Annotated in this window: 17 protein-coding genes; 9 read left to right on the top strand and 8 right to left on the bottom strand. The window is 54.7% G+C overall.

All coding sequences use genetic code 11. The annotated features are described in order from the left end of the window. Positions 1–391: 391 nt before the first annotated feature. The 3 genes from RHM58_RS25140 to RHM58_RS25130 all read left to right on the top strand — a co-directional run bounded on the left by RHM58_RS25140 (position 392) and on the right by RHM58_RS25130 (position 6,785). Entirely contained in the window at positions 392–1,426 is a 1,035-nt protein-coding gene (locus RHM58_RS25140) for a hypothetical protein (RefSeq protein ID WP_322268465.1), read from the top strand. A gap of 186 nt (positions 1,427–1,612) precedes the next feature. Next, a complete protein-coding gene (locus tag RHM58_RS25135) occupies positions 1,613–6,199 on the top strand; it encodes an AAA domain-containing protein (protein WP_322268464.1) in 4,587 nt (1,528 codons plus the stop codon). A 247-nt stretch (positions 6,200–6,446) separates the two neighbouring features. After that, positions 6,447–6,785 (top strand): hypothetical protein, encoded by a 339-nt coding sequence (locus tag RHM58_RS25130; RefSeq protein ID WP_322268463.1) that lies wholly within the window; start codon positions 6,447–6,449, stop codon positions 6,783–6,785. A 357-nt stretch (positions 6,786–7,142) separates the two neighbouring features. On the opposite strand, the gene RHM58_RS25125 is transcribed toward RHM58_RS25130, so the two are convergent. Continuing rightward, the gene (locus RHM58_RS25125) at positions 7,143–8,423 is read right to left on the bottom strand and encodes a hypothetical protein (RefSeq protein WP_322268462.1); all 1,281 of its coding nucleotides are present in this window, start codon (positions 8,421–8,423) and stop codon (positions 7,143–7,145) included. 289 nt (positions 8,424–8,712) lie between these two features. Continuing rightward, positions 8,713–8,979 (bottom strand): hypothetical protein, encoded by a 267-nt coding sequence (locus tag RHM58_RS25120; protein ID WP_322268460.1) that lies wholly within the window; start codon positions 8,977–8,979, stop codon positions 8,713–8,715. A 111-nt stretch (positions 8,980–9,090) separates the two neighbouring features. On the opposite strand from RHM58_RS25120, the gene RHM58_RS34120 reads away from it, so the two are divergent. Both RHM58_RS34120 and RHM58_RS25110 read left to right on the top strand, forming a co-directional pair. After that, positions 9,091–9,486, top strand: a complete 396-nt coding sequence (locus RHM58_RS34120) for a UvrD-helicase domain-containing protein (RefSeq protein WP_416195339.1) — start codon at positions 9,091–9,093, stop codon at positions 9,484–9,486. Next, positions 9,486–11,096: a 3'-5' exonuclease gene (locus tag RHM58_RS25110; RefSeq protein WP_322268458.1), complete on the top strand. Its 1,611-nt coding sequence runs from the start codon at positions 9,486–9,488 to the stop codon at positions 11,094–11,096. The genes RHM58_RS34120 and RHM58_RS25110 overlap by 1 nt, the downstream gene beginning before the upstream one ends. Positions 11,097–11,841: 745 nt before the next feature. On the opposite strand, the gene RHM58_RS25105 is transcribed toward RHM58_RS25110, so the two are convergent. The 3 genes from RHM58_RS25105 to RHM58_RS25095 all read right to left on the bottom strand — a co-directional run bounded on the left by RHM58_RS25105 (position 11,842) and on the right by RHM58_RS25095 (position 14,506). Continuing rightward, positions 11,842–12,696: a hypothetical protein gene (locus RHM58_RS25105; protein WP_322268457.1), complete on the bottom strand. Its 855-nt coding sequence runs from the start codon at positions 12,694–12,696 to the stop codon at positions 11,842–11,844. A gap of 167 nt (positions 12,697–12,863) precedes the next feature. Then, positions 12,864–13,439: a hypothetical protein gene (locus tag RHM58_RS25100; protein ID WP_322268454.1), complete on the bottom strand. Its 576-nt coding sequence runs from the start codon at positions 13,437–13,439 to the stop codon at positions 12,864–12,866. 557 nt (positions 13,440–13,996) lie between these two features. After that, a complete protein-coding gene (locus RHM58_RS25095) occupies positions 13,997–14,506 on the bottom strand; it encodes a cupin domain-containing protein (RefSeq protein ID WP_322268453.1) in 510 nt (169 codons plus the stop codon). 530 nt (positions 14,507–15,036) lie between these two features. Between RHM58_RS25095 and RHM58_RS25090 the strand changes: the two genes are divergently transcribed. The 3 genes from RHM58_RS25090 to RHM58_RS25080 all read left to right on the top strand — a co-directional run bounded on the left by RHM58_RS25090 (position 15,037) and on the right by RHM58_RS25080 (position 20,866). Further along, complete coding sequence (locus RHM58_RS25090; protein ID WP_416195272.1) at positions 15,037–16,587, top strand: efflux transporter outer membrane subunit; 1,551 nt, start codon at positions 15,037–15,039, stop codon at positions 16,585–16,587. A gap of 92 nt (positions 16,588–16,679) precedes the next feature. Continuing rightward, positions 16,680–17,792, top strand: coding sequence for an efflux RND transporter periplasmic adaptor subunit (locus RHM58_RS25085; RefSeq protein WP_201257475.1), 1,113 nt, complete (start codon positions 16,680–16,682; stop codon positions 17,790–17,792). Positions 17,793–17,800: 8 nt separating this feature from the next. After that, entirely contained in the window at positions 17,801–20,866 is a 3,066-nt protein-coding gene (locus tag RHM58_RS25080) for an efflux RND transporter permease subunit (RefSeq protein ID WP_201257471.1), read from the top strand. A gap of 60 nt (positions 20,867–20,926) precedes the next feature. Here RHM58_RS25080 and RHM58_RS25075 read toward each other — a convergent pair whose 3' ends face one another. From RHM58_RS25075 to RHM58_RS25065, 3 genes are all read right to left on the bottom strand, one after another. Beyond that, positions 20,927–21,970: an alpha-xenorhabdolysin family binary toxin subunit B gene (locus RHM58_RS25075; protein WP_322268450.1), complete on the bottom strand. Its 1,044-nt coding sequence runs from the start codon at positions 21,968–21,970 to the stop codon at positions 20,927–20,929. A gap of 27 nt (positions 21,971–21,997) precedes the next feature. Continuing rightward, positions 21,998–23,197, bottom strand: coding sequence for an alpha-xenorhabdolysin family binary toxin subunit A (locus RHM58_RS25070; protein WP_201257473.1), 1,200 nt, complete (start codon positions 23,195–23,197; stop codon positions 21,998–22,000). A gap of 221 nt (positions 23,198–23,418) precedes the next feature. Then, positions 23,419–24,342, bottom strand: a complete 924-nt coding sequence (locus RHM58_RS25065; RefSeq protein ID WP_322268449.1) for a helix-turn-helix domain-containing protein — start codon at positions 24,340–24,342, stop codon at positions 23,419–23,421. Between the two features lie 161 nt (positions 24,343–24,503). Here RHM58_RS25065 and RHM58_RS25060 point away from each other — a divergent pair, with 161 nt between their 5' ends. Then, positions 24,504–25,862, top strand: coding sequence for a glutamine synthetase family protein (locus RHM58_RS25060; RefSeq protein WP_201196915.1), 1,359 nt, complete (start codon positions 24,504–24,506; stop codon positions 25,860–25,862). The last annotated feature ends 128 nt before the right edge of the window (positions 25,863–25,990 follow it).

The following is a 25,990-nucleotide window of genomic DNA, read 5'->3' as shown; positions in this document are numbered from 1 at the left end:
GAGGGTAGCGATGCCTCCTCAGGGGTAGAGGATCAGCAAATTGCCGGGCACGCCAAGCCTTCGAAACGACCTAGGAGATGAAGCATGCATCAGATCAAAGGAAATCCGCGTAGCCATGATGAAGGCACGTCAGGTTGGAGATTCGCTCATCAGCGTCTATCCCAAATGCTCATGGAAAAGGTTGAGCCATTCGGCCCCCTGGCTCCGATTATGAAGCTGGATGCTGCCGGCACCAGATACCAATGGCCGTCCGCCCCATCGGCAGATAGAAAGGCCGTAAGAGCCTGAGAGAACATGCCCCTCTTATCGGTTTGAAAGGTGCCCCGGGCATCTAGCGACCTATAGTGCCGGAATGCATCCTCTGAGTAGGCACCAATACATAGAGACCGTCATGTCCTTTACTAAGGTGCATCAGGCAGCAATGGCGCAGCAGCGCAACAGGGGGCGATGCCTCCATCACGAAAATGGGGCCCGCTGCGACGCCATCATCTCTGCGCATTCGATCCAGAAGGGCGGCCAGCTCAGTCTGATCGAGGAACAGGGTCACGTTTACCGGCTCTCCGCAGATCTCACCACGTTGAGAGCTACCGGGGGCAAGCCTCAACTGAAGAAAGCGGGGATCAATAAGGTTTCTACCTTCCGTGGCATGTGCAAGCACCACGACAACAGGCTGTTCGCGCCTATCGATGACAGGCCACTGACATTCGATCATGAACAGGTTGCCCTCTACGCCTACCGCAGCGTTTGTCGTGAGTACTTTGTCAAAGAGAATGCCGCACGCTCCCTGGCAGCTATGATCGACCACCCAGATTTGCCTGAAGCCAACCGCCAATTACTACAGGTTGCTGCTCAAGGTCAGGCGTTTGGTTTTCAGCATCTCCACTGGCACAAAGTCATCTACGACGCGGCACTCGCCCAGAGGAATTTTGCTGAATTCCGATTCATTGTCTTTTGGTCAAGCTCTCCTTGCTCGATACAAGCCACAGGCCTGCTTTTCCCAGATTATGATTTTCTTGGGCGCAAGATCCAGGATCTGGGGCCAGAGGCTGAAGCGCTCGATTTACTGACATTTTTTACGGCCCCCACTGATCAAGGGTGGGCGTATGTTCTCGCCTGGCACGAGTCAAGCGACCAGACCTGTCAGCTGGTGCGTCAGTCGCTACAAGAAGGCTTCCGCTGCGGTGCAAAGCTTGAAGATATGCTGCTGCGAATTTCACTGGCCTGTGAGAATCATGCTGTCCGTATCTCTTGGTGGGATGGATTAAACCCGTCGGCCCAGAGTGCAGGGCTTGCCGCATTGGCAGTGGGGGCTGATCCAAGAGTAGGCGTACCATCTGACTACCTTGCCCGTGGCTGTGAAGGGCTGGCCGATTGGACATTTGATTCTGTCCAAGACGGATCGAGCGATTTACACACTTATAGATAGGACGTACATGCCTCTACGCCTAATCTGCGGAAGACTGGTACCTGCGGTTCAATCTGAACTTGCCCAGTAAGTCTGGACACTCGTCGGAAGAGATTAATTTCGAGACCACGTGTAGAGGCAATATGGCATCCTTGGCGCCATCTTTACCGATGTAATCGCACCCCTGAATTATTACGGAGTATCAACATGCAACGGACGCCTAACGAGCTCCTCAGCCGGCTATTTGAGTATGCAGAGGAAAGCCTCAAGGAGCTTGATCCGTCGCGTTTTCAGCTAACGAGCTCTGTTAATGACGTGTATCCACCGGCGGGCATTCTAGGTCTCCCTGGATTGCACTTTGATCTCCAATTCCCAGGCGACAATGTCTGGCTGCAGATCGAACGGCTCGAAGAATCACGTGCTCCAGCACCAGTTGATGGCGGCTACAGCTCCCTCATCAAAGTCAGTGACAATCCCGCCAAGCCCCCAGCGCTCTCCGAGCAGGCACTCCTCCAGCTTATCCGCGAGCAGCAGGACAAAGATCCGGAGGGCGATATCGGCGCAGTGGAATCCGAGGTGCGCACGCAAGCTTCGGCTGCGCTTACGACATACCTTATCCAGTGGCACGAATGGGCTGAGCTTGAGAAGCCCCGTCGCAAGACCATCAGCCTCTATGGCGACATGTTTGCATTGATGCAGCAGATGGAGACGGGAAAATCTGCCCGGGAGTTGGTATGGGGCATCGGCGTCAGCGCTTGTACGCTAACAATCAACGATGCGCAGCAGGGATTCAATTATCCTTTGTTGACCCAGGCGCTCGACATCTCTTTGAACGAGGAGAGCATGGCGGTCGAAGTCCGCCCGCGTGCTACAGAGCCGATGATCGAGTTCGATGCTCTGATTAACGCCAATATCCCTGGCGCCAGCGAGTGCGAAAGAGCTATTCGCGATCACCTGGGCAGGCATGCCGACTCCCCTTTGAACCCATTCTTGCCATCAACCTTTGCTGATGTACTCAAGCTCTCGGCCAGAAGCCTAGACAGCAAAGGCAAATATCTGGAGGTGATGGGAGACGGCGCCCAGGGCTTCCCGGAACCAGGTGACACGCTGCAGGTAAGCGATTCGTGGGTCGTGTTTGCGCGCCCCAAACCCAGCAACTGGTTGATCAACGACCTTCGCAAGATCCGAGAGAAACTTAAGGACTGTCTAGAGCTGCCTGCCGGCCCGCTTGCGTTGGTGACCCCGGCATCGACGATTGCAATCGATTACCAGCACGTCAACTTCCGCGGGCTGTCCAGCCGAAGTATGGATGGATCGAGGGCTGAGCCCAAGGAACTGTATTTTCCTCTCCCATACAATGACGAGCAGGTCACTATCGTTCAACGTCTGGAGCACGCACCAGGCGTGGCGGTTCAGGGCCCTCCCGGTACCGGCAAAACCCATACGATCGCCAACATCATCTGCCACTACCTGGCGACTGGCAAACGTGTGCTTGTCACCTCACGTGGCGAGCAGGCCCTGAAGGTACTCCAGTCGAAAATACCGGCTGAGGTTCGGCCACTGACGGTTGCACTGCTGACCAGTGACCGCGAGGGGATCCGGCAATTCCAAGGCTCGATTGAGGCTATCCAACACCAAGTTTCGCAAATCAATCCATCACTTGCTCGGGGAGAGATTGATCGCCTGCACCAGTCCATTGATCTTGCTCATACCGAGCTGGTGAGGCTTGATCGCCGCGTCAATGAGATTGCCCTGAATCAGCTTTCGGATATCCAGGTAGGCGATGCCAAGTATCGTGCGGAAGAGCTTGCTGAGCTCCTGATGAAGGGCGGCGACCAATACGCCTGGTTTGCCGACGAACTTTCATTGTCTTCCGAACACTCCCTGCCTTTCGACGATGAGTTCGGAAGGAGTTTAAGACAGGCCCGTCGCGACCTCGGGCATGACCTTGTCTACGTCAACTCCAGTCTGCCTGAGATGGAGCAATTACCGGCAGCGGCGGATATCGGCAAGCTCCATGGCTCACTCTGCCAGTTAAAGTCGCTTGAACATGCCCTGGGCCAGGGTGATCTCATGCCCCTGAAATCCGACAGTGAAGCCGTTGTCGCCGCCGCCAGGGAGTTGGATCTGGAACTGGGTCAGTGCGAAGAAAAGCTTGAGGTGTTGCACGAAGGCGGGGACTGCGAAATTCCTTGGTCGCTGGAGCTGCGCCTCAAAGCGGCAGGTCGCCGCTACGACAGTGAGATCTCAGTCCTTGTAGGCATGCTTCCAGCCGCGCAGGCGTTGATGCAACGGCGCAAGGCCATGCTGGAAAACTTTGTTGAATTCCCAGAGGAAGCCTTGGATTGCGAGAAAACGTCCGAGGCCGTGGATAGAGCTTCCGAAACAGGAAAGCCGTTTGGTCTGATGAGCTTCGGGGCATCCCAAGCCAAGACACACATCAGTCATGTCCGGATCAATGGCTCAGCGCCGAAGTCTGCCGAGCACTGGAAAACCGTTCAGGACTACCTGAAGCTTCACGTGAACGTGCGATCCTTCACTGCGCGTTGGAACCCGCTGGCCGAGACCCTGGGGATCCCGCGACTTCAAGCGGGCATGGCCCATTTGAGGCAACTGGAGCTGACCATTAGTACAGTTCAGGCGGCCCTCGATCTCACCTCACAGTACGTCGATAAGGTACAGCCGCTCTGCGAGGAGGTCTTCGCAGACCCACCGGATAACATGCATCGGCTGACAATCGCCGAGATTCGTGGCCTGCGGGATCACCTCACTCAAAACCTTGCGCGATTAGATCTCAGTATGGCGGGCGCCTCGCTCGCGACTCTGCAGGCCAAAATCGCGGGTGAGGGCCCCATCGCCAGCCGGCTTCGTACATTCGTTCTGGAGTGCCTGGGCAGCCCGGATCAGGATACGCATCGGATCGTATCCCAGTATGTAGACCTGCTGACAGAACTGCAGCGGATTAAAGAACTCGGTGGCCACCTGAATCATGTCAGGGAGGGCGCGCATCGGGTGATGATAGCTGGGGCGGAAAAGCTCTCCGAGCGGTTGTTGACTGTCCCTGTTGAGAACGGTGCTGAAGACCTGGCTTTCCCAAGCAGTTGGAAGGAGGCGTGGCAGCATGCGCAGATACGCTCTCATCTGCAAAGCATCGAAGCGCGTCATGAACTCGTCGAGCTAAACGGCAAGCGAGTAAAACTCGAAGCTGGCCTGGCGCGTATGTATCGGGAAGTGGTGAGCCGAGCGGCGTGGCTGTCCACTAAGGCCAATGCCAGCCCGATGGTACTGCAAGCGTTAGCCGGCTACTCGACAGCGATACGCAAGATAGGGCAGGGGACAGGGCCGAACGCGGAGCGTTATCGCCGCGATGCTCAACAGTGCATGCAGGATGCTGCCGGCGCCGTGCCATGCTGGATCATGAGTCACGCCAAGATTTCTGAGTCCATGCCGGCGGAAATAGGCGCCTTCGACCTGGTGATTGTGGATGAGGCGAGCCAGTCAGACTTATGGGCTTTGCCGGCTATCGTCAGGGCCAAAAAGGTACTGGTAGTAGGGGATGACAAGCAGGTTTCTCCCGATGGTGGTTTCAAATCCAGCAAGAGGATCGGCGAGCTTCGTAACCGGTTCCTGAATGACCAGCCCTATGGCGCCGACATGACGCCGGATAAATCTCTTTACGATTTGGCATCGCGAGTCTTCGCTGGTCACATGGTTATGCTGCGTGAGCACTTCCGCTGCGTCCCTCCCATCATTTCCTATTCCAACCAGTTCTACGGCGGTGCGATCCAGCCCCTTCGAATCCCTCGACCATCCGAGCGCCTCGATCCACCGCTGGTGGACATCTATGTCAAAGACGGAGTGAGGAACAAGAAGGGCTGCAACAAGCTTGAGGCAGAAGCCATCGTTGAAGAAATCCAGGCACTTATCAAGGACGACAAGTATGCGGGTCGCTCGATTGGTGTGGTGACACTGCTAGGGGGCATGGAACAAGCCAAATTCATCGATTCGCTAGTACGTGAACGATGCCCGGCCGTGGAGCTCCACGCTCGCGAATTCGCGTGTGGTGACGCCAGCACCTTCCAGGGAAGCGAGCGCGATATCATCTTCATTTCCATGGTTGCAGATCCGGAGAACTGCCATCCGCTGTCAGGTAATGCTGCTGAACAGCGGTTCAACGTAGCAGCCAGCCGTGCGCGCGACAGGATGTACCTGATTCGCTCGGTCACCCTCGATCACCTCTCCCAGAAAGATGTTCGTCGTACACTTCTCGAGTACTTCAGCAAACCGCTAACTGAGCAGGAGGTCGATCAGGATGGCCTCATCAAGCTGTGCGAGTCTGGATTTGAGCAGCAGGTCTTCAGCAGATTGGTTGAGCGGGGATACCGCGTCATCCCGCAGGTGAAGAGTGGGGCATTCAGGCTCGACATGGTCGTAGAAGGTGCCAACGATAATCGTCTGGCCATCGAGTGTGATGGGGACGCTTTCCATGGCCCCGATCGCTGGGAGGCAGACATGAATCGCCAACGTATTCTCGAGCGTGCGGGCTGGACGTTCTGGCGGTGTTTTGCTTCATCCTGGAGCATGCATAAAGAGGAAATCTTCGGAGAACTTCTGCAGCGCCTAGCTGAGCTCGGGATCGAACCGACTAATGCCTTGGAAAAGCTCCCGGCTGTAGTAGAGCTACGGGAATGGTCATCCGCGGTTAGCACACCCATGGATGAAGATGACGAGGACATCGGCGAGTTGGCAGCACCACCGACTGCCGGTGAGGAGCAGCAAGTCCTAGCGATCTGAAGAGTTGACTCATCGCGCGCGCGATCGGTTGTGTGCGGCAGTGCCAAGCCGGCTGTCCCAGCGGAACAGCTGGCGATGAAGATAAGGTGTGGTGGTCGGCGGGAGCATGGCTTGCAATCCCAGTGCTATCGTCGGCATCCGCAGATCTCGACCACGCAGTCGATCAATCCCCCTTATAAAATCGCCAACCGCAGGACGACTGGCACTCATACCCGTGACAGTTTCTAATGCTTTCCAAGGTAGATCTATGACTATTCAATTAAGTGAAGAAGAAATGCGAAAGGCACTCTTCGGAGCCAGGGTGGATCCCGTAGCGCCGCCAGCGCCACCTGCAGCACCTGAAATACCCCAGTCTCCACCAGCTCCAAGCACGCCGGTTCGCTTGAAGAAAACCAGTGCCTACCATACGTCCAAGCTTCGAGTGACCTTGCATGTGTCACAGGTGTACGAAGGCGATGTTGAAGTGTTTGTGCACGACTCGAGCAGCCTAAGCAAGCTGATAGCTGAGCAGGAGGCCAAGGCCGCCGCAAAGAAGAAAAAATACAAGTACCTGGAGCTGGTCTCTGTCGAATCCATTTCGAAGTGATGCCATTTGTGGCGGCTGCATAGACTTCGCTGAAATGATGATCGGAGTCGCTCTCCGTTGATCGCGTGATGGCTTAGAGGGAAGCACAAAACACCCCATCCGCGGCTAGTCTCTTCGGTCAATTCCACCAGCTGGAGAATCAGGTGATGCAAGAACTCAAGAATGGCGATCACTCTGACCAAGAAGAGCCCCGAGTTTACTGCGGTGTTCAAATGCCCCTAGCCCAGGGCCGGTACCTGCTTGACTTGGTCACCCAGTTTCGGGACTCGGCGAGCCATCCCACCATCGACACCAACCGACGGCATCGCTGCCCGCCGGGTCTAAAGCCAGTCGCGTACGGTGCAATTGAGCCCGGATCTATGCGACCTCTGGAGCAAGCTCGCGGATCTCCAGCCTTGAACCAGCCAGCGAAAAATCGGCATCTAAATAGTTGGGCACGACGCCGCAAAATTCTGGAGCGCCCTCCAGTACGAAGCCGTCGCCAAATAGTATCGGCGGACGCTTCGGCAGCCGATTGAGCGTCAGCGCTAACGTTTTTTGCTCCATGATCCATTTATTATTTTCGATCAATGCAGGGATAGAAGTATGGAAATACTCCGGCCCCTGGATGGCATTGATCTGAGCGACAAAATGCATGTGGCTGCGCTCGAAGAACTCGGCCTGCCGCTTTTTCCAAAAAGGCACTAGGTCGAATATCAGGTCATCACTGTAGGGGAGCGCACCGGATTTCGAGCGGTGGGCGAGCTCTGTCACCGCATTATGGATCAGAGCAGCCTCCGGATTGATTGCGGTCATCGCGCGCATTTGGTCTGCGGCCAAAACCGCCCCGTTGCCATACCTGCGATTCTTCAAAGCATCCTCTATTCGCCGGCAGCTTTCTTTTAGCATCTGCGGCGGCATGTTGAGTAGCAGGGTGCAAAGCCCCGCAGCAAGTGATACGCCGTGGACACCCTCGCGCTGCTTTGCCCCGATCGAAATCGCGTGGATGATGGAGTGGTACTCTGGCGCTGTCGGATCCTGAAGGAAATTCAAAGCCGCTGCTTCGGCGCCGCGACGTGCATCCTTTGGCAGTTTTTCGTCGAGGAAGAGGGGCATGACATCCCGTTGTTCCTGGTAGACCGCACAGGTCTCGAGCATGCTGCCGAGGTAAACGGGCGATTTGAAGAGCACACGCCTGCGCTGGAGGTCACGGCTACCAAAGAAACATAACGAGATATGCTCGATTGGCTCGTGGAATCTCGGCTGACTCAGGTGAAAACCCACCTGCCAAGGGTACTGCACAGCAGGATCAGCGTGATCATACGGTTCAATGAAGTGATCCAGCTTCAAGTCCTGCTTCAAGGGCCTGATGGCAGCATTCGTATCGCTGGGGTCTGCAATCAGTCTAAAGATGTCTTGAAGTGTTTTCAGGCCCCTGATTGAGCAGTTCATGTCTACCCAGTGCCGCATCTCGTGCGCCAGCGGAGTAAGCACTTTCTCGGCTCCATCAACCAGCAACAACCCAGCGTTCCAGTTGGGGTTGAAGACCGCATTCGCAAGATTTATGAGGTCGGGCCTTTCGGCTCTTTTCAGACTGATGGTCTGCGTGAAGTGTTCATAGTACGCAAGGGTGCTGTTATTGAGCTTGATGCCGGGCATTTGACGAGTCCGTAAGCCAATGCAGAGGATAAGGGCGACGACTTTAACCGAAACCGGGTGCAATCAACCGATTGGGAATTGCGAGTCGTAAATTTTTGTTTCGGCGATTACCATCAGCGTCTACCACCGACCTAGAGCGGTTGCGACCAGTGATGGTCGGTTGACTTGCAGCAGAAAAAATGAACATACAGAGGGGCACAGCGTGGGATCTGCAGAACAAGGACGACAAGAGGAACGGGCAGGTGACATCTTGTTACCGCGAGGAATTGGGGCCCGCATTTTGTCGGCCCTAGCGTCTGCTGTCCTTCGCTCCCAGCGTGCTCATGACGAGGAGTCGTGGCAGCACGGATGTCGGCGTGGATACGAAGATGGTTGGAAAAAGGGCAATCATGCCGGTTACACGCTGGGACTTGAGAAGGGCCTTGAAAAAGGGCAAGAGGTTGGCGCTCTTGTAGGCCACCAACAGGGACTGTCCGAAGGCATTGAAGCTGGAAAGCGCATCATCGAGCTGCGTCCAGGCCGCGCCGTACAAGCTCAAGGCCCTCAGGTTGATCACAATCTTTTCGCCAACTGGCGATTCCCTATTACCCCTGAGGTTGAGCGGGAGATCAGAGATAGAGTCGCCGAACACCTAAGTGGGCAGGAGCCCACGGACGATCAGTGGAAAATGATCTTTTCCAGAGATCCTTCGACCTGCATCGTGGCCGGCGCCGGCAGCGGAAAATCCACCACGATGGTGCTGCGTCTGCTGGTGTTGCACAAGTACTTGGGCATACCCAAAGAAAGAATCGCAGTAGTCACCTTCACCCGCGAATCCAGGAAGGACTTCAGGCGCAAGCTAGCTGAGGTCTTCGCGCTCTGGGGCGTAACCCTTACCGAGGAGGTCACAGGCCGCATCGTTCGAACGTTCCACTCCAGGATCCTTGACTTCATCCGCTGTAGCCAGCCCCACGCAAAGGTTACCGCGTTCGAGTTTTCTCGATCAGCAACACCGAAGACGAAGAGGGTAACGAGGTCGAAAATGCTCTCGACATCCGCCTCACCACCGAACAACTCGACCTGATGAACGCAGCGTATCAACACGTCTATGAGACCAACGAGACGTTCCAGGGCCTCATAGCCCAACTGGTGCGCGCGTCAGCTAAGCCACTCCCATTGAGTCCGAACTCTGCAGAAGCAAGAAAGCGCGTCGGCCGCATCCTTGATTGTTCCAAGCGGGATGAGGAGCTGACCGACGCGGTCGATCGCCTTTGGCGTGCGGCAGGTGCCTGGCCGATAGAGGGTATTGAGGCCGGCCCGTTTCCAGTTACCCTGAAGGGATTGACCTTCTTCGCCAACGGCTACTGCGAAGAGCTGAAGGCCTACGTAATTCTTGGGGTGGGTAGCAACGATCGAAAGCTGTGTTTGCAATCCATGCCCTGGATGAAGCTGACGGGGGCCACGACCATGAAGAAAACTCTGTTCCAGGTGTATTGCGACAAGGGCATCTTGTTTCTGGATAACTACGCTGAAGGGGTTGCGACGCTCGACGCACTTCGAGGGTACGTCAGAAAGTGCCCAAAATTCGAGTATGAGCTCGAGGGTGAACTGGGCGAGGCGCCCGTCATGCAGGCGTTCCATTCCACGGCATCATTCCTGGAAAACCTAGGGCTCGATGTGACTGACGCCGTGAGAAATATGAGTTTTACGCAGAAAAGCACCGATGCGATTTTCTTCCATGCACTCGCCATTTTCTGGCCAGCCTTTAACGACTACCTCGCCAGCCAATCACCTCCTATTTTCACCTTCAACAAGATGTTCGAAATGTTCGGCGAACGAGGTGCGGCCAACCTGGAACAACTCCCGGATGAAATTTTCATGCCCATGCTGCATCTGCTTGTAGACGAATTCCAGGACTGCGGGGCCAATACCATCTCATGGCTGCGGGCAGTGTTTCGGGAAGCTCGGCATCGAGGGCTTAGCGTTACCACTGATACCGCAGTCTACCCTGCATCGCTCATGGCGGTGGGTGATGACTGGCAGAGCATCTATGGCTGGAGAGGGAGTTCTCCTAAATTTTTCGAAAACTTTGAGTCGTACTTCCCTTCACCGAGCACTACTCACGTACTTATGAAGGAAAACTACCGCTCCCAACAGATGGTGATCGACGCAGCCGAAAGCTTGGTGCAATCGATCACCACCAACAAAGACAAGCACGGAATCGCAGCGCATCCCAAGGTCAAGGATCTTGCCTTCCCAGTACAAGTTCTGGATCGAGATGACAACCAGCTCGCCGATCTCGTGGAGCAGCATTTCGACAAGGGGCAGACAGTACTTGTGTTGTATCGCAAAAATGACACCAAGAAGGAAGTTCGGATCAAGCTCAGCTCGATTTTGGCTAAGGCAAGAAAGCTTAAGCGCGCCAGCAGCATCAAGCTACTGACCTATCATGGCTCCAAAGGCTTGGAGGCAGACGCGGTGCTCCTCGTCGGAGACTGCGCTCAGATGTCCACATCGCCTCATCGAAACATGGCATATGAGCAAGCTCGGCTGGGTGAGCCCGGTGATCCTGCGCCCTATGACACTGCTCAGGGCCAAGAGACATTGCGCCTGGCCTATGTCGCCATCACGCGCGCCAAACGACACTGCTATTGGTTCGTTGAGCTCGCAAAGCCTGCAAAAGGGGGCTGGTAAGCGCACTGGCCCGGGTGCGGTTCCAACACCCATATTTTGAGGATTTGAGAAATCGCTGAGAATACTTGCTGTGGCCGGAGCGGGCTTGCTTTCCAGTGACGCTAGAAGCCCATTGATTCACTTTCTTTTCCCAGAGCGATTAAAAATACGGTGTTGAGCCAGTAATTATGGATGTCGCAGTAATACAGCTGTGTGGCTTTGGTTTGCTCGGCGCCATCGAAAACGCACCAGCCTGCAAGTATGCTGGTTTTCCAGTAGAGAGCTGAAGGTAGATGCACCAGATCGCAGGGCTCGAAACCTAGGGCTGTCAAATTGCTGTCAAAGCGTCTCGACATCAATCACGATTGGGGGCTGATCGCACCACGCTGCAGGCTAGTAATTAGAGTGGCTTACTGAGAAAGATATTATCCTTATATGGGCGCGTGTCGGGTAGTATGAATCTCAGAGCTTACTGTTTAGCTGGAATCGCTCGCAGCGGGCTGGAGGAGGGCGGGCAGTCGAGGTAGACCGGCATGGTGAGTAGGCATTTACTCCTCGTTGGCCAATGCCTCGGGCCGACTTTCTGACAGCTTGCAGATTATAGCTGATCTATGCTGAACGGCTTTACGATTCTGCCATAAGTGGGCAGCCAATGAATTAAAGATATTTTTATCAATTAAATTATTTGAGACCAACCAATCCTGAGTTGATTTACACCAAGAAACTATCCTTGCAGCACGCACGAATGACATGTCCCGATTGGAATCTAACTTGATAAAAAAGGTTTCCATTCAGGATTAGGATCCAGCATGGACGAATTCAAGGCTTTAACGAATCTTCTTACAGGTTTATTTGAAATCCAAGAAGCAGGAGGGGACGCGCAAAAAAAATAGAACTCAGTCGCGTCACATTCTGACATCTCACGTGGCGGAATTTTTTTAACCAGTAGAGACCACAGAATAAATTTCTCATAAGCGATCGACCTAAGATGAGACGCACCGAACTCCATAGTGCTCGAAAATTTTATATAACTCAAAATTACACTAATGTACTCATCATGCGCATCTGACTTTATATGCCACTGAAGTACATCAAAGATACTATCAAAGTCAACGCGCCATTTAATTTTTTCGGACAGCAAAGGAAATTTGAAAAATGGCACTGGGGAGCAGCTAAGATAAGGGGATGTTTTTTCAATTTTCTTAGCCTCGTGCAGGGCTACAAATTGTTTAATGGTGCGGTACGCTCTTTCAAAGTGAAGCTTATCTTTCTGCGATTTGTTTCTAGCATAGTTGACCAGATCCTGGTGCCCTTGAATATTTTTATATGCATTCGACAACCAGTTCAATAATTTTGGCGCAGAAACCCCTAGCGTGCAAACTTGCGGAAGCCTCACCCCCCAGTCATATATTGTGCTGCTATCGGGTTGATCGTCCCACCCTTTGTAAGAGAATAGAGCAGCATGTTCATTAGCTATTGAAGCGACTGGCAACCCCAGATGGGATCTATAGCGATTAAAAAAATCAGTGAATTCACTTGGAAGATTTGCAAATATACACCCTTCGGGTGAACTCACTGACACGGCCCACTGTCCGTTCGAGAGAGGTGAGAAGTCATCCATATGAATGTAAGTCACCAATCTAGAAAACTCAGGCAATGAAATGCGCAGATAGTAAGCGCAAACGAAAACAAAAAGCTGTTTTTCATGACGCCCCCTTACCGATGTATAGGAAGAAATAAACTTTAGATACTCCGCAGCCTCGGCCTCAAGCGTTGCTAAATTTGGAGCTACTGTCTTTTTTTAAGGGGCATGCTCTTCGGAATGCTAATACCCTCTTGAAAATAACCTCTCATTGTAGACAAGAAATAATTAACTAGCGGGCGACACCATTTTGAGCTATTTCTCGCATAGCGAAAAGGGCGCCATAGGGAGTTAACTACAACATCCGTCCGTGAATGTATGAATCGTCGACCTGATATGGCAACCCAGCTCTCGGGTGGGGCTTCAATAAATGAGATGAATTCAGCCAGGTCAAGATTATCAACTTCAAATATCGATTTCTTTTTAATCAGCAAGCACCAAAGCAGCATTTTTTCAATCACAGATCGGTAATCTTTCAATGCACCACGGCGCGTTTTAGCCACAATCTGAAGAAACTCGCACGCCACCCTATGGCTTTCAGTCGCACAAAGAGAGTCATCAAAAGTACTCAGCGTGAGTGCCACAAGCACACATTCGTCAGTACTATCACTGGCCGTAGCAGCAGCGAACGATGCGTGCTGCCCAAACAAAGGCACTGGGTGAATAAGCGCAACCAAAACAATCTCCACAAACCAGATCACTAAAAAGTAAAACATAGTCATGTGTGTAGGCAAAGCAAGGTCAAAGCGAGGAATATTCTTCCATTTAATTATCGCACGGCAGTCCGTTCAACAGAAAAGAACGATTGCCCCATGTAAACCTGACGCTATTAAATCCAATGACTTGAATCAGCCGTAGAAAATTCTTCCACTTATTTTATAGAAACGATCCTATTTTTCTGCAATTCAAAAATACATATATAAATCATCACGCTAGGCGTTCTAGCAATCCAGTTATTTTTAGCACACGCCATTTACACACTTATGAAAAACCTCGAAGAGAAACGGTAATCGCCTGATTGTTAAAGGAATCAGATGAGTTGAACTCCATTCCAATTAATTCCCAGCGTTCACAGTTAGTGGCGTTGGACACCTATGTGAGAAGCTCCACCCAGATACAAGATTTAACATAATATACATTACACGTAACATCGTATTTCAGGATTAGCCCGGTTACCCAAAGATTTGACGGCTCAGCGTCCTGCTTCTCGACAACAAATGCATTCCGTGCGAACCGGCTCTTTGCGTGAAAGATTTCTGTCGCTTGCCAATCTCCACCATCAACCTTGCGTCAACTTTCCAACCAGCACCGAATGCTGGGGAAACTGTTCCGTGAGTTTCTGTCGGCGGCCCATTTCCATATCTGCAAAATCAAACCCGGGTGACACCGCTTCACTGATCAGGCCGTAACCCGTAGAACCATCCCTGAGCTGCGAAGCTTTCCAGATGCCGCCAGGCACATGCAGCTGTAGACATTCACCAGCAATAACATCGCTGCCCATTACCACGGTTTTCAATGTGCCGTCCGGGAAAATCAGGCTGTACTGGATCGCATCACCCACATGGTAGTAATGCACGATGTCGGATTGGTTCAGATGGAAATAGCCAATGGGTGAATCTTCGGTCAACAGGTAATAAATGGACGTCATCGAATAACGCTGGCCACGCCCGGTTTCAACCATTGCCCCGTGATCCGACTGGAAGGTTCTGCGGTAGTAACCGCCTTCCACGTGTGGCTCCAGCTCAAGTGCAACGATAAGTTCTTGAATGTTGGAATGGCTGTGCGTCATCCTGTGTGCCCTTCGTAATGAAACCAGTATGAGCGTGCTTTTCAGTAACTAAACTAAATGACTGTTTGGTTGAGTTATATAATTAGTCCCGTCGGCATGGTATTGCCCTCCTGCATATAAACGATCCTGATTCCGATTAAATATTAGATCCAACGGCAAGCCCTGTCGTTATAGCGTTCTCGCCGCCATCAAATAGTGTGTTCCTGCGTCACATCGGATCTCAATCGCCCCCCGACGCTGGGCGGCCAAACGATTCGTCTCATATCACAACGACCCCAGCCAACTGACCAGTTCTTCATGCTACGACCACGGCAAAACTGGCGAACTCACCTATCCTGTTGGACAGCTTGCACAAAAAAACGGCATGACCGGTTCGGGCTGTCCCTCCTCAAATGTGCAAACGCCGCATTCCCGAGAGAGTAAAAAAAGTGGTTAATTTCAAATCCCCAAGCCGGCGCGTTACCAAGCCTCACACGCTGGCTCCCGTACTTGTGTGTTGTCTGTGCCTGGCCGTGCTCGCTGGCTGCAAAGTGGGACCGAACTTCTCCCGTCCTGACGTCGCTCAGAACGCCGATTACTCACGGGAAAAACTGCCTTCAACCACCGCCTCGGCAGGAAACGTTGCAGGTGGCGCGGCGCAACGACTGGTCACCGGGATGGATATCCCCGGCCAATGGTGGACGCTGTTCCGCTCGCCGACGCTCAATGCGCTCGTCGAAGAAGCCCTGCGCGCCAATACTGATGTGGCGGCGGCGCAAGCGGCGCTGCGTCAGGCCAACGAACTGGTGTATGCAGATCAGGCCTCGCTGTTTCCTTCGCTGAGTGGCTCGGCGTCGAAAACCAGGGAGAAGGTGTCGCCGGTCACGCTCGGCTCAGCCGGGGCCGGTAGTACCTCAGCCCCGATTCTGACCGTCAATTCGGCCAGCTTGAGCGTTTCTTATGCGCCCGACGTTTTCGGTGGCGTCCGGCGCCAGATTGAATCAACAGCTGCGCAAGCCGATTACGAGCGTTACCAGCTCGAAGCGACTTACCTCACATTGAGTTCGAACGTCGTCAATACCGCCGTGACACTGGCCTCCTTGCGCGATCAGGTGACGGCTACCGAGCAAATTATCCAGTTACAGAGCGACCAGCTTGACTTGCTGAAATCACGCCGCGAACTGGGCGCAATCGCCGATACCGACGTACTCACGCAAGAGGCAAGCCTTGCGCAAACACGCGCCACCTTGCCGCCGCTACAAAAACAACTCGCCCAAACGCGCAACCAGTTGATGGCCTATCTTGGGCGGTTTCCGAATCAGGACAAGGGCGAACGCTTCGAGTTGGCTTCGCTCCATCTGCCCGAGGAACTGCCCGTCAGCCTGCCCTCGGCCATCGTCGAGCAACGTCCTGATGTGCGCTCCGCTGAAGCTCAATTGCATCAGGCCAGTGCCAACATTGGCGTGGCCGTGGCCAACCAGTTGCCGCAATTCAGCATCACCGGTTCGCTGGGCTCCGAGGTACTGGCCGGCACCCGCCTGTTTTCCTCGGGCACGGGTGTCTGGAGTCTCGCCGGATCGATCACCCAGCCGATCTTTGACGCCGGCGCACTCGAACATCGCAAGCGCGCCGCCGTAGCGGCCTATGACGAATCGGCGGCCCTTTACCGCGGCGCCGTCGTCTCGGCTTTTCAGGATGTGGCCAATGCACTGAGGGCTCTGCAAGCCGATGCCGATGCGCTCAATCAACAAGTTATCGCCGAACGTGCGGCCCAGCAGAGCCTGGACCTGGCGCAGGCTCAGTTTCGGCTCGGTGCGGTCGATTATCTGAATCTGCTCACCGCGCAGCAAACCTACCAGAATGCGATCGTCGCACGCGTCAAGGCTCAGGGCGCGCGCTATAGCGACACCACTGCACTCTTCCAGGCATTGGGCGGCGGTTGGTGGAACCGTACCGACGTCGATCCGGCCACGGCGGGCAAGCCTGACCGTTTTGGTCTGCCGTCGCTAAAGGAAATCATGCCCGACAGCGCTCAGCAACCAGCACGGAATACGTCTTCAGATAAAACGCTTGCCGCCCGACTCGAACAACCGAACCAGTGAGAACTTCCATGGATGACGTCAAGACTGACACCGCCCTGCCCCCTCGGTCGCCCGAGCCAGGCAGCCCGCGCAAACGGCGGCTGCTTCGACCGATGCTCATCATGATCGCAGTGGTCCTGATCATCGTCGCAATCATCGCCGGCGTGAAGTTCACCCAGATATCGAAGCTGATCGCCCAATCAAAAGCGCCACAACCGGCGTCGGTAGTGACCGCTATCAAGGCACAGTTCGCTGATTGGCAGCCAAGCGTCTCGGCGGTGGGTTCGATGAAGGCCGTGCGCGGGGTCGATGTGACGACTGAAGTCGGCGGCATTGTTCGCACTATCGGCTTCAAACCCGGGCAAGAAGTTGCGGCCCAAGCCCTCCTCGTCCAGTTGAATGCCGATTCCGACATCGCCCAGTTGCATTCGCTGGAAGCCACGGCGGACCTGGCCGGCACGGTTCTGAAACGTGACAAGGCTCAACTGGCGGTGCGTGCCGTGTCGCAAGCACTGGTCGACGCCGACGATGCCGACCTGAAAGCCAAACTCGCCGCCGCCGAGCAACAACGGGCGCTGGTAGCGAAGAAAAGCATTCGCGCACCGTTTGCCGGACGCATCGGCATTACCAGCGTCAATCCCGGCCAATACCTCAACCCCGGCGACAAGATCGCGACGCTACAAACCTTCGACCCCATCTACATCGACTTCAACGTCCCACAAACTCAGTTGCAATCGATTGCCATCGGACAACCCGTCTCCGTCACGGCGGACGGTCTGCCCAAGCAGACATTCACCGGGCAGGTCACGTCCATCGACACCAAGTTTGATCTGACCACACGCAACGTCACTGTCGAGGCAACCATCGGCAACCCCGCACAACGCCTGGTGCCCGGCATGTTTGCCCGGGCCTCTGTCGAGTCCGGCGACAAGCAGCATTACCTCACCATTCCACAGACTTCCGTCACCTATAACCCTTACGGGACTACCGTATTCATTGCCACGACGACAAAAAATGACAAGGGCGAGGACGTGCTCACGGCGCAACAGACCTTCATCCAGACAGGCCCGACCCGTGGTGATCAGGTGGCCATTGTCTCCGGCGTGAAGGAAGGCGATCTGGTGATCACCAGTGGCCAGATGAAGCTTAAAAACGGCTCGTCGGTGAAGGTCGATAACACCGATGCGCCCCTGAACGACGCTGCCCCGACGCCACAAGAACAATAAGGTGTCCCATGAAATTTACCGATACCTTCATCAAGCGACCGGTCTGGGCCGTCGTCATCTCGCTGTTCATCCTGATACTGGGGCTGCGCTCGATCTTCGGTTTGCCGGTCAATCAGTGGCCACGCACCGAAAACACCGTAGTGACCATCACCACGGCCTATTACGGCGCAGACGCTTCGACGATCGCAGGCTTCATCACCCAACCCTTGGAGGCGGCCGTTGCCCAGGCACAAGGGATCGACTACCTGGCCTCCTCCAGCATTACCAGTACGTCGACCATTACCGCGACGCTGCGTCTCAACTATGACGCCAGCAAGGCGCTGACCGAGATCAATACCCAGGTCAACTCGGTCAAGAACCAGCTGCCGGCGCAGGCGCAGGAACCAGTGCTGACGGTGGCCGTTGGGCAGACCACTGACGCCATGTACCTTGGCTTCTACAGCGATACCTTGCCGACCAACAACATCACCGATTACCTGGTGCGGGTGATCAAACCCAAACTCGATTCCCTGGAAGGCGTACAGACGGCGGAAATCCTCGGTGCTCGCCAATTTGCGATGCGGGCCTGGCTGGACCCCAACAAATTGGCGGCGCATAACGTCTCGGCACAGGACGTTTCCGTGGCCCTGGCCAACAACAACTACCTGTCCGCTGTCGGCTCGACCAAAGGGCAAATGATCACTGTTGACCTGACCGCCGGGACTGATTTGCACACAGTGGATGAGTTCAAGCGACTGGTGATCAAGCAGAACGGCGATGCGCTGGTGTACCTGGAAGATGTCGCGACCGTCAGCCTCGGAGCGGAAAACTACGACAGCAGCGTAGCGTTCTCCGGCAAGCGCTCAGTGTTCATCGGCATCAAGACTGCGCCGACGGCCAACATCCTGAATGTCGCCGATAACGTGCGCAAAGTGTTCCCCGAACTGCAATCGCAATTGCCTGCGGGTGTTCGTGGCGAAATCGTTTATGACTCCACGGCGTTCATCAACACGTCCATTCAGGAAGTCGTCAAAACCCTGGCCGAAGCCATGGTGATTGTCTCGATAGTGATCTACCTGTTCCTGGGTTCGTTCCGGGCGGTGATTGTGCCGTTGGTGGCGATACCGCTGTCGCTGATCGGCACCTTTTTCATCATGTTTTTGCTGGGCTACACCATCAACCTGCTGACGTTGCTGGCGCTGGTACTGGCGATCGGTCTGGTGGTGGACGACGCGATCATTGTGGTGGAAAACGTTGACCGACATATCAAGGAGGAAGGCAAAAGTGTACTGGAGGCTGCGCTGCACGCGGCGCGGGAGTTGGGTGGCCCGATCGTAGCCATGACCGTGGTGTTGATTGCCGCGTACGTGCCGATCGGCCTTCGCAGCGGCCTGACCGGTGCGCTGTTCAAGGAGTTCTGCTTCTCGCTGGCTGGCGCGGTATCGGTGTCAGCGGTGGTGGCGTTGACCCTGTCGCCGATGATGACCTCGCGCTTGTTCAAAACAGGTCAGGAAGAAGGGAAATTCGCCCGCAAGCTTGATGAGTATTTCGACTGGCTCCGTGGCCGCTACCACCGCGTGCTGTCCGCCGGGCTGGATGCCTGGCCGGTGCTGGTGACCTTCGGCTTCCTGCTATTCCTGCTGGTGGCGGCCAGTGGCATGACCGCCAAGAGCGAGCTGTCGCCTACCGAGGATCAGGGGCTGGTGTTCATGCAGATCAAAGGCCCGCCGACGGCGTCGCCCCAGCAGATGGAAAGGATTGCAGATCAGGTCTTCCAGATCGCAAAACAGGAGCCTGAGTATGCGCAGATGTTCCAGTTGACCGGTTTGCCCGCGCTGAACCAGGGCCTGGGCGGCGTGTTGATGAAGACCTGGGCCGACCGCGATCGGTCCCAGGCGCAGTTGATCCTGGAACTGCAACAGAAGTGGAGTCAGATACCCGGCGCGTCTATCGCGGCGTTCCCGTTGCCGTCGTTACCGGGCGCTCAGGGATTGCCGGTGCAGTTTGTCATCACCACCACCGACACGGTCGAGAACTTGAATGAAGTGGCCAAAGCAGTGCTGGCCGAGGCGACGAAACAACAGTTGTTCTATTTCTCGGATCTGGACCTGAAACTCGACAAACCGCAGGCCAAACTGGTCGTTGACCGGGAGAAAATTGCCGCCCTGGGCATGACTCAAGCAGACGTTGGCGCAGCGTTGTCGGCCGCATTGGGTGGCAACTACGTCAATTACTTCTCGACCGCCGGGCGCTCGTACAAAGTCATTCCTCAAGTGGCGCAGATCAATCGGCTCAACCCGGACCAGATTCTCGACTACTACATTCGCACGCCATCAGGGGCAATGATTCCAGCGCGCACCGTGGCGCATATCGAGACGTCAACGGAGCCGGAATCGGTCAATCACTTCCAGCAACTCAACTCGGCGACCATTTCCGGGGTCAGTGGTACAGCTCAGGGCGAGTTGCTGCAAAAACTGGGCGGTATTCTAAAAAACGTGGCGCCCTCCGGCTATTCGTCCGACTTCTCCGGTGAATCACGCCAATTCATTCAAGAGTCCGGCGGCTTTGTGGGCCTGCTGTTGTTCTCGATCCTCATCGTCTATCTCGCGCTGGCCTTCCAGTTCGAGAGTTACCGAGATCCCGTGGTGATCCTGTTTTCAGTGCCTCCGGCGCTCTTCGGTGCGCTGGCGTTCATCACCATGGGGTTCGCTTCGATCAACGTTTACACACAGGTGGGTCTTGTCACCCTCCTCGGCCTCATCACCAAACACGGGATTTTGATCGTACAGTTCGCCAACGAACTGCAACGTGCCGGACACAGCAAGCGCGAGGCCATTGAAGAAGCGGCAGGCGTACGGCTGCGGCCGATCCTGATGACCACTGCGGCGATGGTTCTGGGGGTGGCGCCACTCGTGTGGGCCTCCGGCGCGGGAGCGGCGGGACGTCATGACATGGGCCTGGTTATTTTCTCCGGCCTATCTATTGGCACCCTGCTGACATTGTTCATGGTGCCCGCCATGTACTTGTTCATTGGCTCGACTCACCATCAGGAGACCGAGGCTACAACAGAGCCAGTGATCGATGGCGCTGAGTGATCGGCGTGGGAGCGGCGGCGCAACTGGCACGCCGCTCTCACAGTCAACCCTGGCTGTGCCTTAGTTGATCATGATGCTGTTGTAGTCAGCGGTCAGTCCCTCCAGGTGTGTTTTATAGCGATTCAGAAATCTGGACAGCTCAGATTGTGTGTAGTCCGTGCTTTTCAATTTATCGAGGCTCATGGAAAAGCCCAGCCACACACCCACCACCGCAATGACTTCCTCACCGACTACTCGGCGCTGGCGGCCAATTTCTACGACGGCGTTGATATCGGATAAAGCATCCTCTGCGGTCTGAAGGTTCTTGTTCAACCCCTCCATCAATTGGGTGAGTGCCTGAATTTCTTTGTCCAGGTTGTTCCGTGACGTCGCAAGCTCGATGTACTTAATACCGCCGGATACAACGCCCAAGACCTTTCTAACCAGTTCAACCCCTTGCTTCACCGCCTCTTTTTTCGGGTTCTCCATGTCCAGGCCATCGAGTGCTTTGCTGTCAGGTATGTAATCTTTATACATGTCGGCCAGATTAAATTCGCGAATCACGTCCTGCGCTTTGATAAGCGTGTCGCGCTGCTCCACACACGTCGCTTTGCTGAGGCTGTGATCATTCAACGCCACCAGCAATCTGGCTTTACGCTCCCGTGCCACTTTCAACGGCTCATCCGCCCGCTCATCAATCTCGACCTTATATAAGCTGCGCACTTCGTTCTCAAGAAAGCGCGAACGATCGGTGAACTTTGCCTCGACTCCCGCCAGCATCGCCTCGATGTTGCCTTTGATATTCAGGATTTCTTCGCTGACCATGTCCCGATCTTGCGACGTCAGATCGTTCCTGGCCATGGCGTCGTTCAACTCGGCGAGCGCATCAAAATAACTCTGCCCGGATGCGCTATTCAGCGCGGTCAGCAACACGGGAAACGATTCGCGCATGGTTTGATCGATATTGTTCAAATACGCAGCGACTCGTTGCGCCCGGTCCTGCAAAATGTCAGCCCGGTCCTGTCTGAAACTGGCGAGTCTCGAGACGTCACGGATGGTTTGGATTATTTTCTTTACATCAATGTATGGAATAAGGTGAGTGTCGATCGCTGTCACAGTGTTCATCGCAGTATCCTCTGGTTGGCCGCGCGGTCAGTTAAAGCTCTTCTTGTATTCTTCCAGGGCTTCATTAAAAACGGCCACCAGTTCACCGGCGGTGTTCTTTACATCGCGCCACGGGTCAATCACCTGCGCGAACTCAGCGACAAATGAAGTCAGGCGCAAGGCATTGTTGATACGTCCAAACTGTTCAGCCGAGGAATCTATCTTGCTCAGGATGGTTTGCCACATTGTGTTCAGGATATTAAGTGCCGCCTCGGCGCCGGCCATGCGAATACCGATATCGCCAAAATTCGACAGGGAGCTTTCCATGGCGCTCTGCAAACTTTCCTTGCCACTGACGGACAACTCCAGGGCATCAACCTCGCCCTTCAACGTGTTGCGTTCTTTGCGGGCGGCCTCCGCTTTCGGGCCAAATATCGAACCAGAAATCGGCCAGAAAATCGGCAAGCCACCGGAGAACGACATACCGACGTAATAGTCGTAGTCCTTGTCCAGTTGGGTGATCCTGTCTTTTTTTGTACGAATGGTCTCTTTGGAACTGGCGATGGATTCGAGCAAATTGTTTCGTTCCATCAAGTCATATTTGCCCTTGACCTCGGACTGCAATCCAAATGCGCGCTTGCCAGTCGACAACTCCCCGCCCGCCAGTTCAATTTTGAAATTGGAAATACGGTCTTTGAGCTCTTTCGTTGCGCTTTGCTGACGTTTGATATCGACCTTCATCAACTCGATTATTTCAGTCACCGAAGTAGCCACTTCGCCGTCATCAGAGGTGTATTTGAGGCCCTCCAGATCAGTATTGCTCAGCCCGCCCAGAGTGGTCCTCACCCGCTCCATGATAGGCATTTCCTTGATGATGGAAATGGCCTCACTACCACTGCTGACGATGTTTTTAGCCGCCGAACTCAAGTCGATGCTTTGCTGGACAATCTTGTTCTCCACCGCATCCCAACTGGAAGCATGGATTTTTATTTTCTTGAACAAAACCTGAATGTCGCTTGGCTCAAGCCCGGCAATATCAATTTTTTTGTATTTAAGGTAGGCCTCGACTTCCGGTAATTCGCTGGGCAGCGAAAGGCCTTTCTTTACATATTGTTTTATTTTGATGACATCTTCTTTGGTGAAAACCCCTGCACCGCGTGCAACACCGGGATACTCACCCGATATCAGATGAAGTACCGCTTTGGGAAGGTCGTTGCTACTTTCTGAATCTTTCAAAAGAACAGCCATGGAGTTTGCCTCGGTTCATTAAGATCGATACACCCGTTGTATCGATGAACAAAAGCTAGATGACCTTTGTGTTGCGTCAAACCACCTGAAAGACTGTGAAAATCTTTCAGATGATTGATTGATAAGGAAATACTCGCTGTACTCAATCAACAATGGAAACATTGAGCTACATATGCAAGACAAGTCCTACAGACAGGGCTTATTAGAGTCCGGATAAACAATCAAAATTTCATTCTATTAACCCGACCTGCACGCTTCAGAGTTTCACTCGGCAGTTCTTTGAATAAGGCGTGATAACTGCTGGAAAACCGCCCCAAATGCCAGAACGACCAATGCATCGCAACTTCGGCGACCGTCGTTTCCATCGCTGTGCGGCTGAGCAGTTCGCGGTGCGCGCTGTTGAGCCGGCGCAAGCGCAACCAATGAGTCGGTGTCATCCCGGTAAAGGCCTTGAATGCATGCTGCAACTGGCGCAGCGACACCCCTGCGACCTGAGAAAGCTCCAGCAGGTTGAGGGTTTCTTCCGGCGCATCGGCGGCCCATTCTCCGACGCGTTTCATAATCGTTCGCTCTTCGGAACGGCGCTGCAAACCGCCGCGGTCCAGACGCACACAAGCGTTGTCGAGGATGTACAGACAGTCTTCCAACAGTTGCAGGGTCAACGCCTCACGACTCGGCGGATCGAGTGTCTGCGCCAGTTGCGTCAACGTGGCGCTTAACCAGCGGCTGAACAGCGCGTTCTGCTGGCAATTGAGCGCCGACATGAACAGCCCTTCCAGCCGTGCCACATTCAAACCATGACGCTGAACGAACTCCGGACCGAACACCACGGCGATCTCCTGGTAGTTCTCGGGGGTGATCCAGATGTTGCGACTTTCACCATTCAACACGTACAGCGAGTTGTCGCTGCGATCAAAACAGAACGCCAACGAACCTTGCGGCGCGCTGAAATTCTGCTCGACCCGAGTGTTCATGTGCTCTTCGTAAATCTCCACGCCTTGCAAATCCAGATAGCGCACCAGCCCGGCGAAATGCCCCGGCGACATCTGCTGGTAATGCTGTACCCAACCCGGGGTGGCGCGGATTTGCTCGGCCACATCGGCGGTGTTGAACGCTTGGACTTGTAACGGATTGCACGCTGTCATGGGTGACCTTACGCACTCGTTTGGTGCGTTTTGGTGCTGCTTAAAGTGGATAGATGGAACCGCAAGGCTCGCCCAAGATAGTCGTCAACGCGTCTCAGGGGAAGTGTCCGTCGGATGAAACCACCCTCCCCGGCGTTACTAAAACCAATAACGAGGTCTTTATGAATGTCCCTTTCGATCAGCTGTTCACGTGGCTGAAAGATCACAAGATTACTGAGGTCGAGTGTGTGGTCAGCGACTTGACCGGCATCGCTCGCGGCAAGATTGCACCCACCAACAAGTTCCTGCATGAGCGAGGCATGCGCCTGCCGGAAAGTGTGCTTTTGCAAACAGTAACCGGGGACTTTGTCGACGACGACATCTACTACGACCTGCTCGACCCGGCCGATATCGACATGATCTGCCGGCCTGTTGCTGATGCGGTCTACGTGATTCCGTGGGCAATCGAACCGACCGCTATCGTGATCCACGACACCTTCGACAAGTTCGGCAACCCGATCGAACTGTCGCCACGCAACGTGCTGAAGAAAGTTCTGCAGCTCTACACCGACAAAGGCTGGAAGCCGATTGTTGCGCCGGAAATGGAGTTCTACTTGACCCAGCGCTGCGAAGACCCGGACTTGCCGCTCAAGGCGCCGCTGGGCCGTTCCGGTCGTGCGGAAAGTGGTCGTCAGTCGTTTTCCATCGACGCCGCCAACGAGTTCGACCCACTGTTCGAAGATGTCTACGATTGGTGTGAGCTCCAGGGTCTGGACCTCGACACGCTGATCCACGAAGACGGCCCGGCGCAGATGGAAATCAACTTCCGTCACGGCGATGCCCTCGACCTCGCGGACCAGATCACCGTATTCAAACGCACCCTGCGCGAAGCGGCCCTCAAGCACAACGTTACCGCGACGTTCATGGCCAAGCCGATTGGCGACGAGCCGGGTAGTGCCATGCACCTGCACCAGAGCGTGGTCGATATTGTCACCGGCCAACCGATCTTCGCCGATGCCGACGGCAAGATGAGCGAGTTGTTCCTGCACCACATCGGCGGCCTGCAAAAGTACATCCCTAAAGTGCTGCCGATGTTCGCGCCTAACGTCAATTCGTTCCGCCGCTTCCTGCCGGACACTTCGGCACCGGTGAACGTCGAATGGGGCGAAGAAAACCGCACCGTCGGCCTGCGCGTTCCGACCTCAACCCCGGACGCGATGCGCGTGGAAAACCGTTTGCCGGGCGCTGATGCCAACCCGTATCTGGCGATTGCTGCCAGCCTGTTGTGCGGTTACCTCGGCATGGTCGAAAAGATCGAGCCGAGCGCTGCAGTGCAGGGCCGCGCCTATGAACGTCGCAACTTGCGCCTGCCGATCACCATCGAAGACGCCCTGACCCAGATGGAAGAGTGCGAAACCGTCGGGCGTTACCTGGGCAGCAAATTCGTTCGCGGTTATGTCGCGGTGAAGCGCGCCGAACACGAAAACTTCAAGCGCGTGATCAGTTCCTGGGAGCGTGAGTTCCTGTTGCTTAGCGTCTAAGCAATCTCCCGCATGAAATTGCATTCTCCCTGTGGGAGGGGCTTGCTCGCGAAGACGGCGGCACAGTCAACATTGATGTCGCCTGACACACCGCTTTCGCGAGCAAGCCCCCTCCCACAGGGAGAATG

The sequence above is a fragment of the Pseudomonas sp. 10S4 genome (assembly GCF_034344865.1).
In the GTDB taxonomy this organism is placed as follows: domain Bacteria; phylum Pseudomonadota; class Gammaproteobacteria; order Pseudomonadales; family Pseudomonadaceae; genus Aquipseudomonas.
The sequence above is the reverse complement of the archived record's forward strand: the minus strand, read 5'-3'. Positions and strand labels throughout refer to the sequence as shown.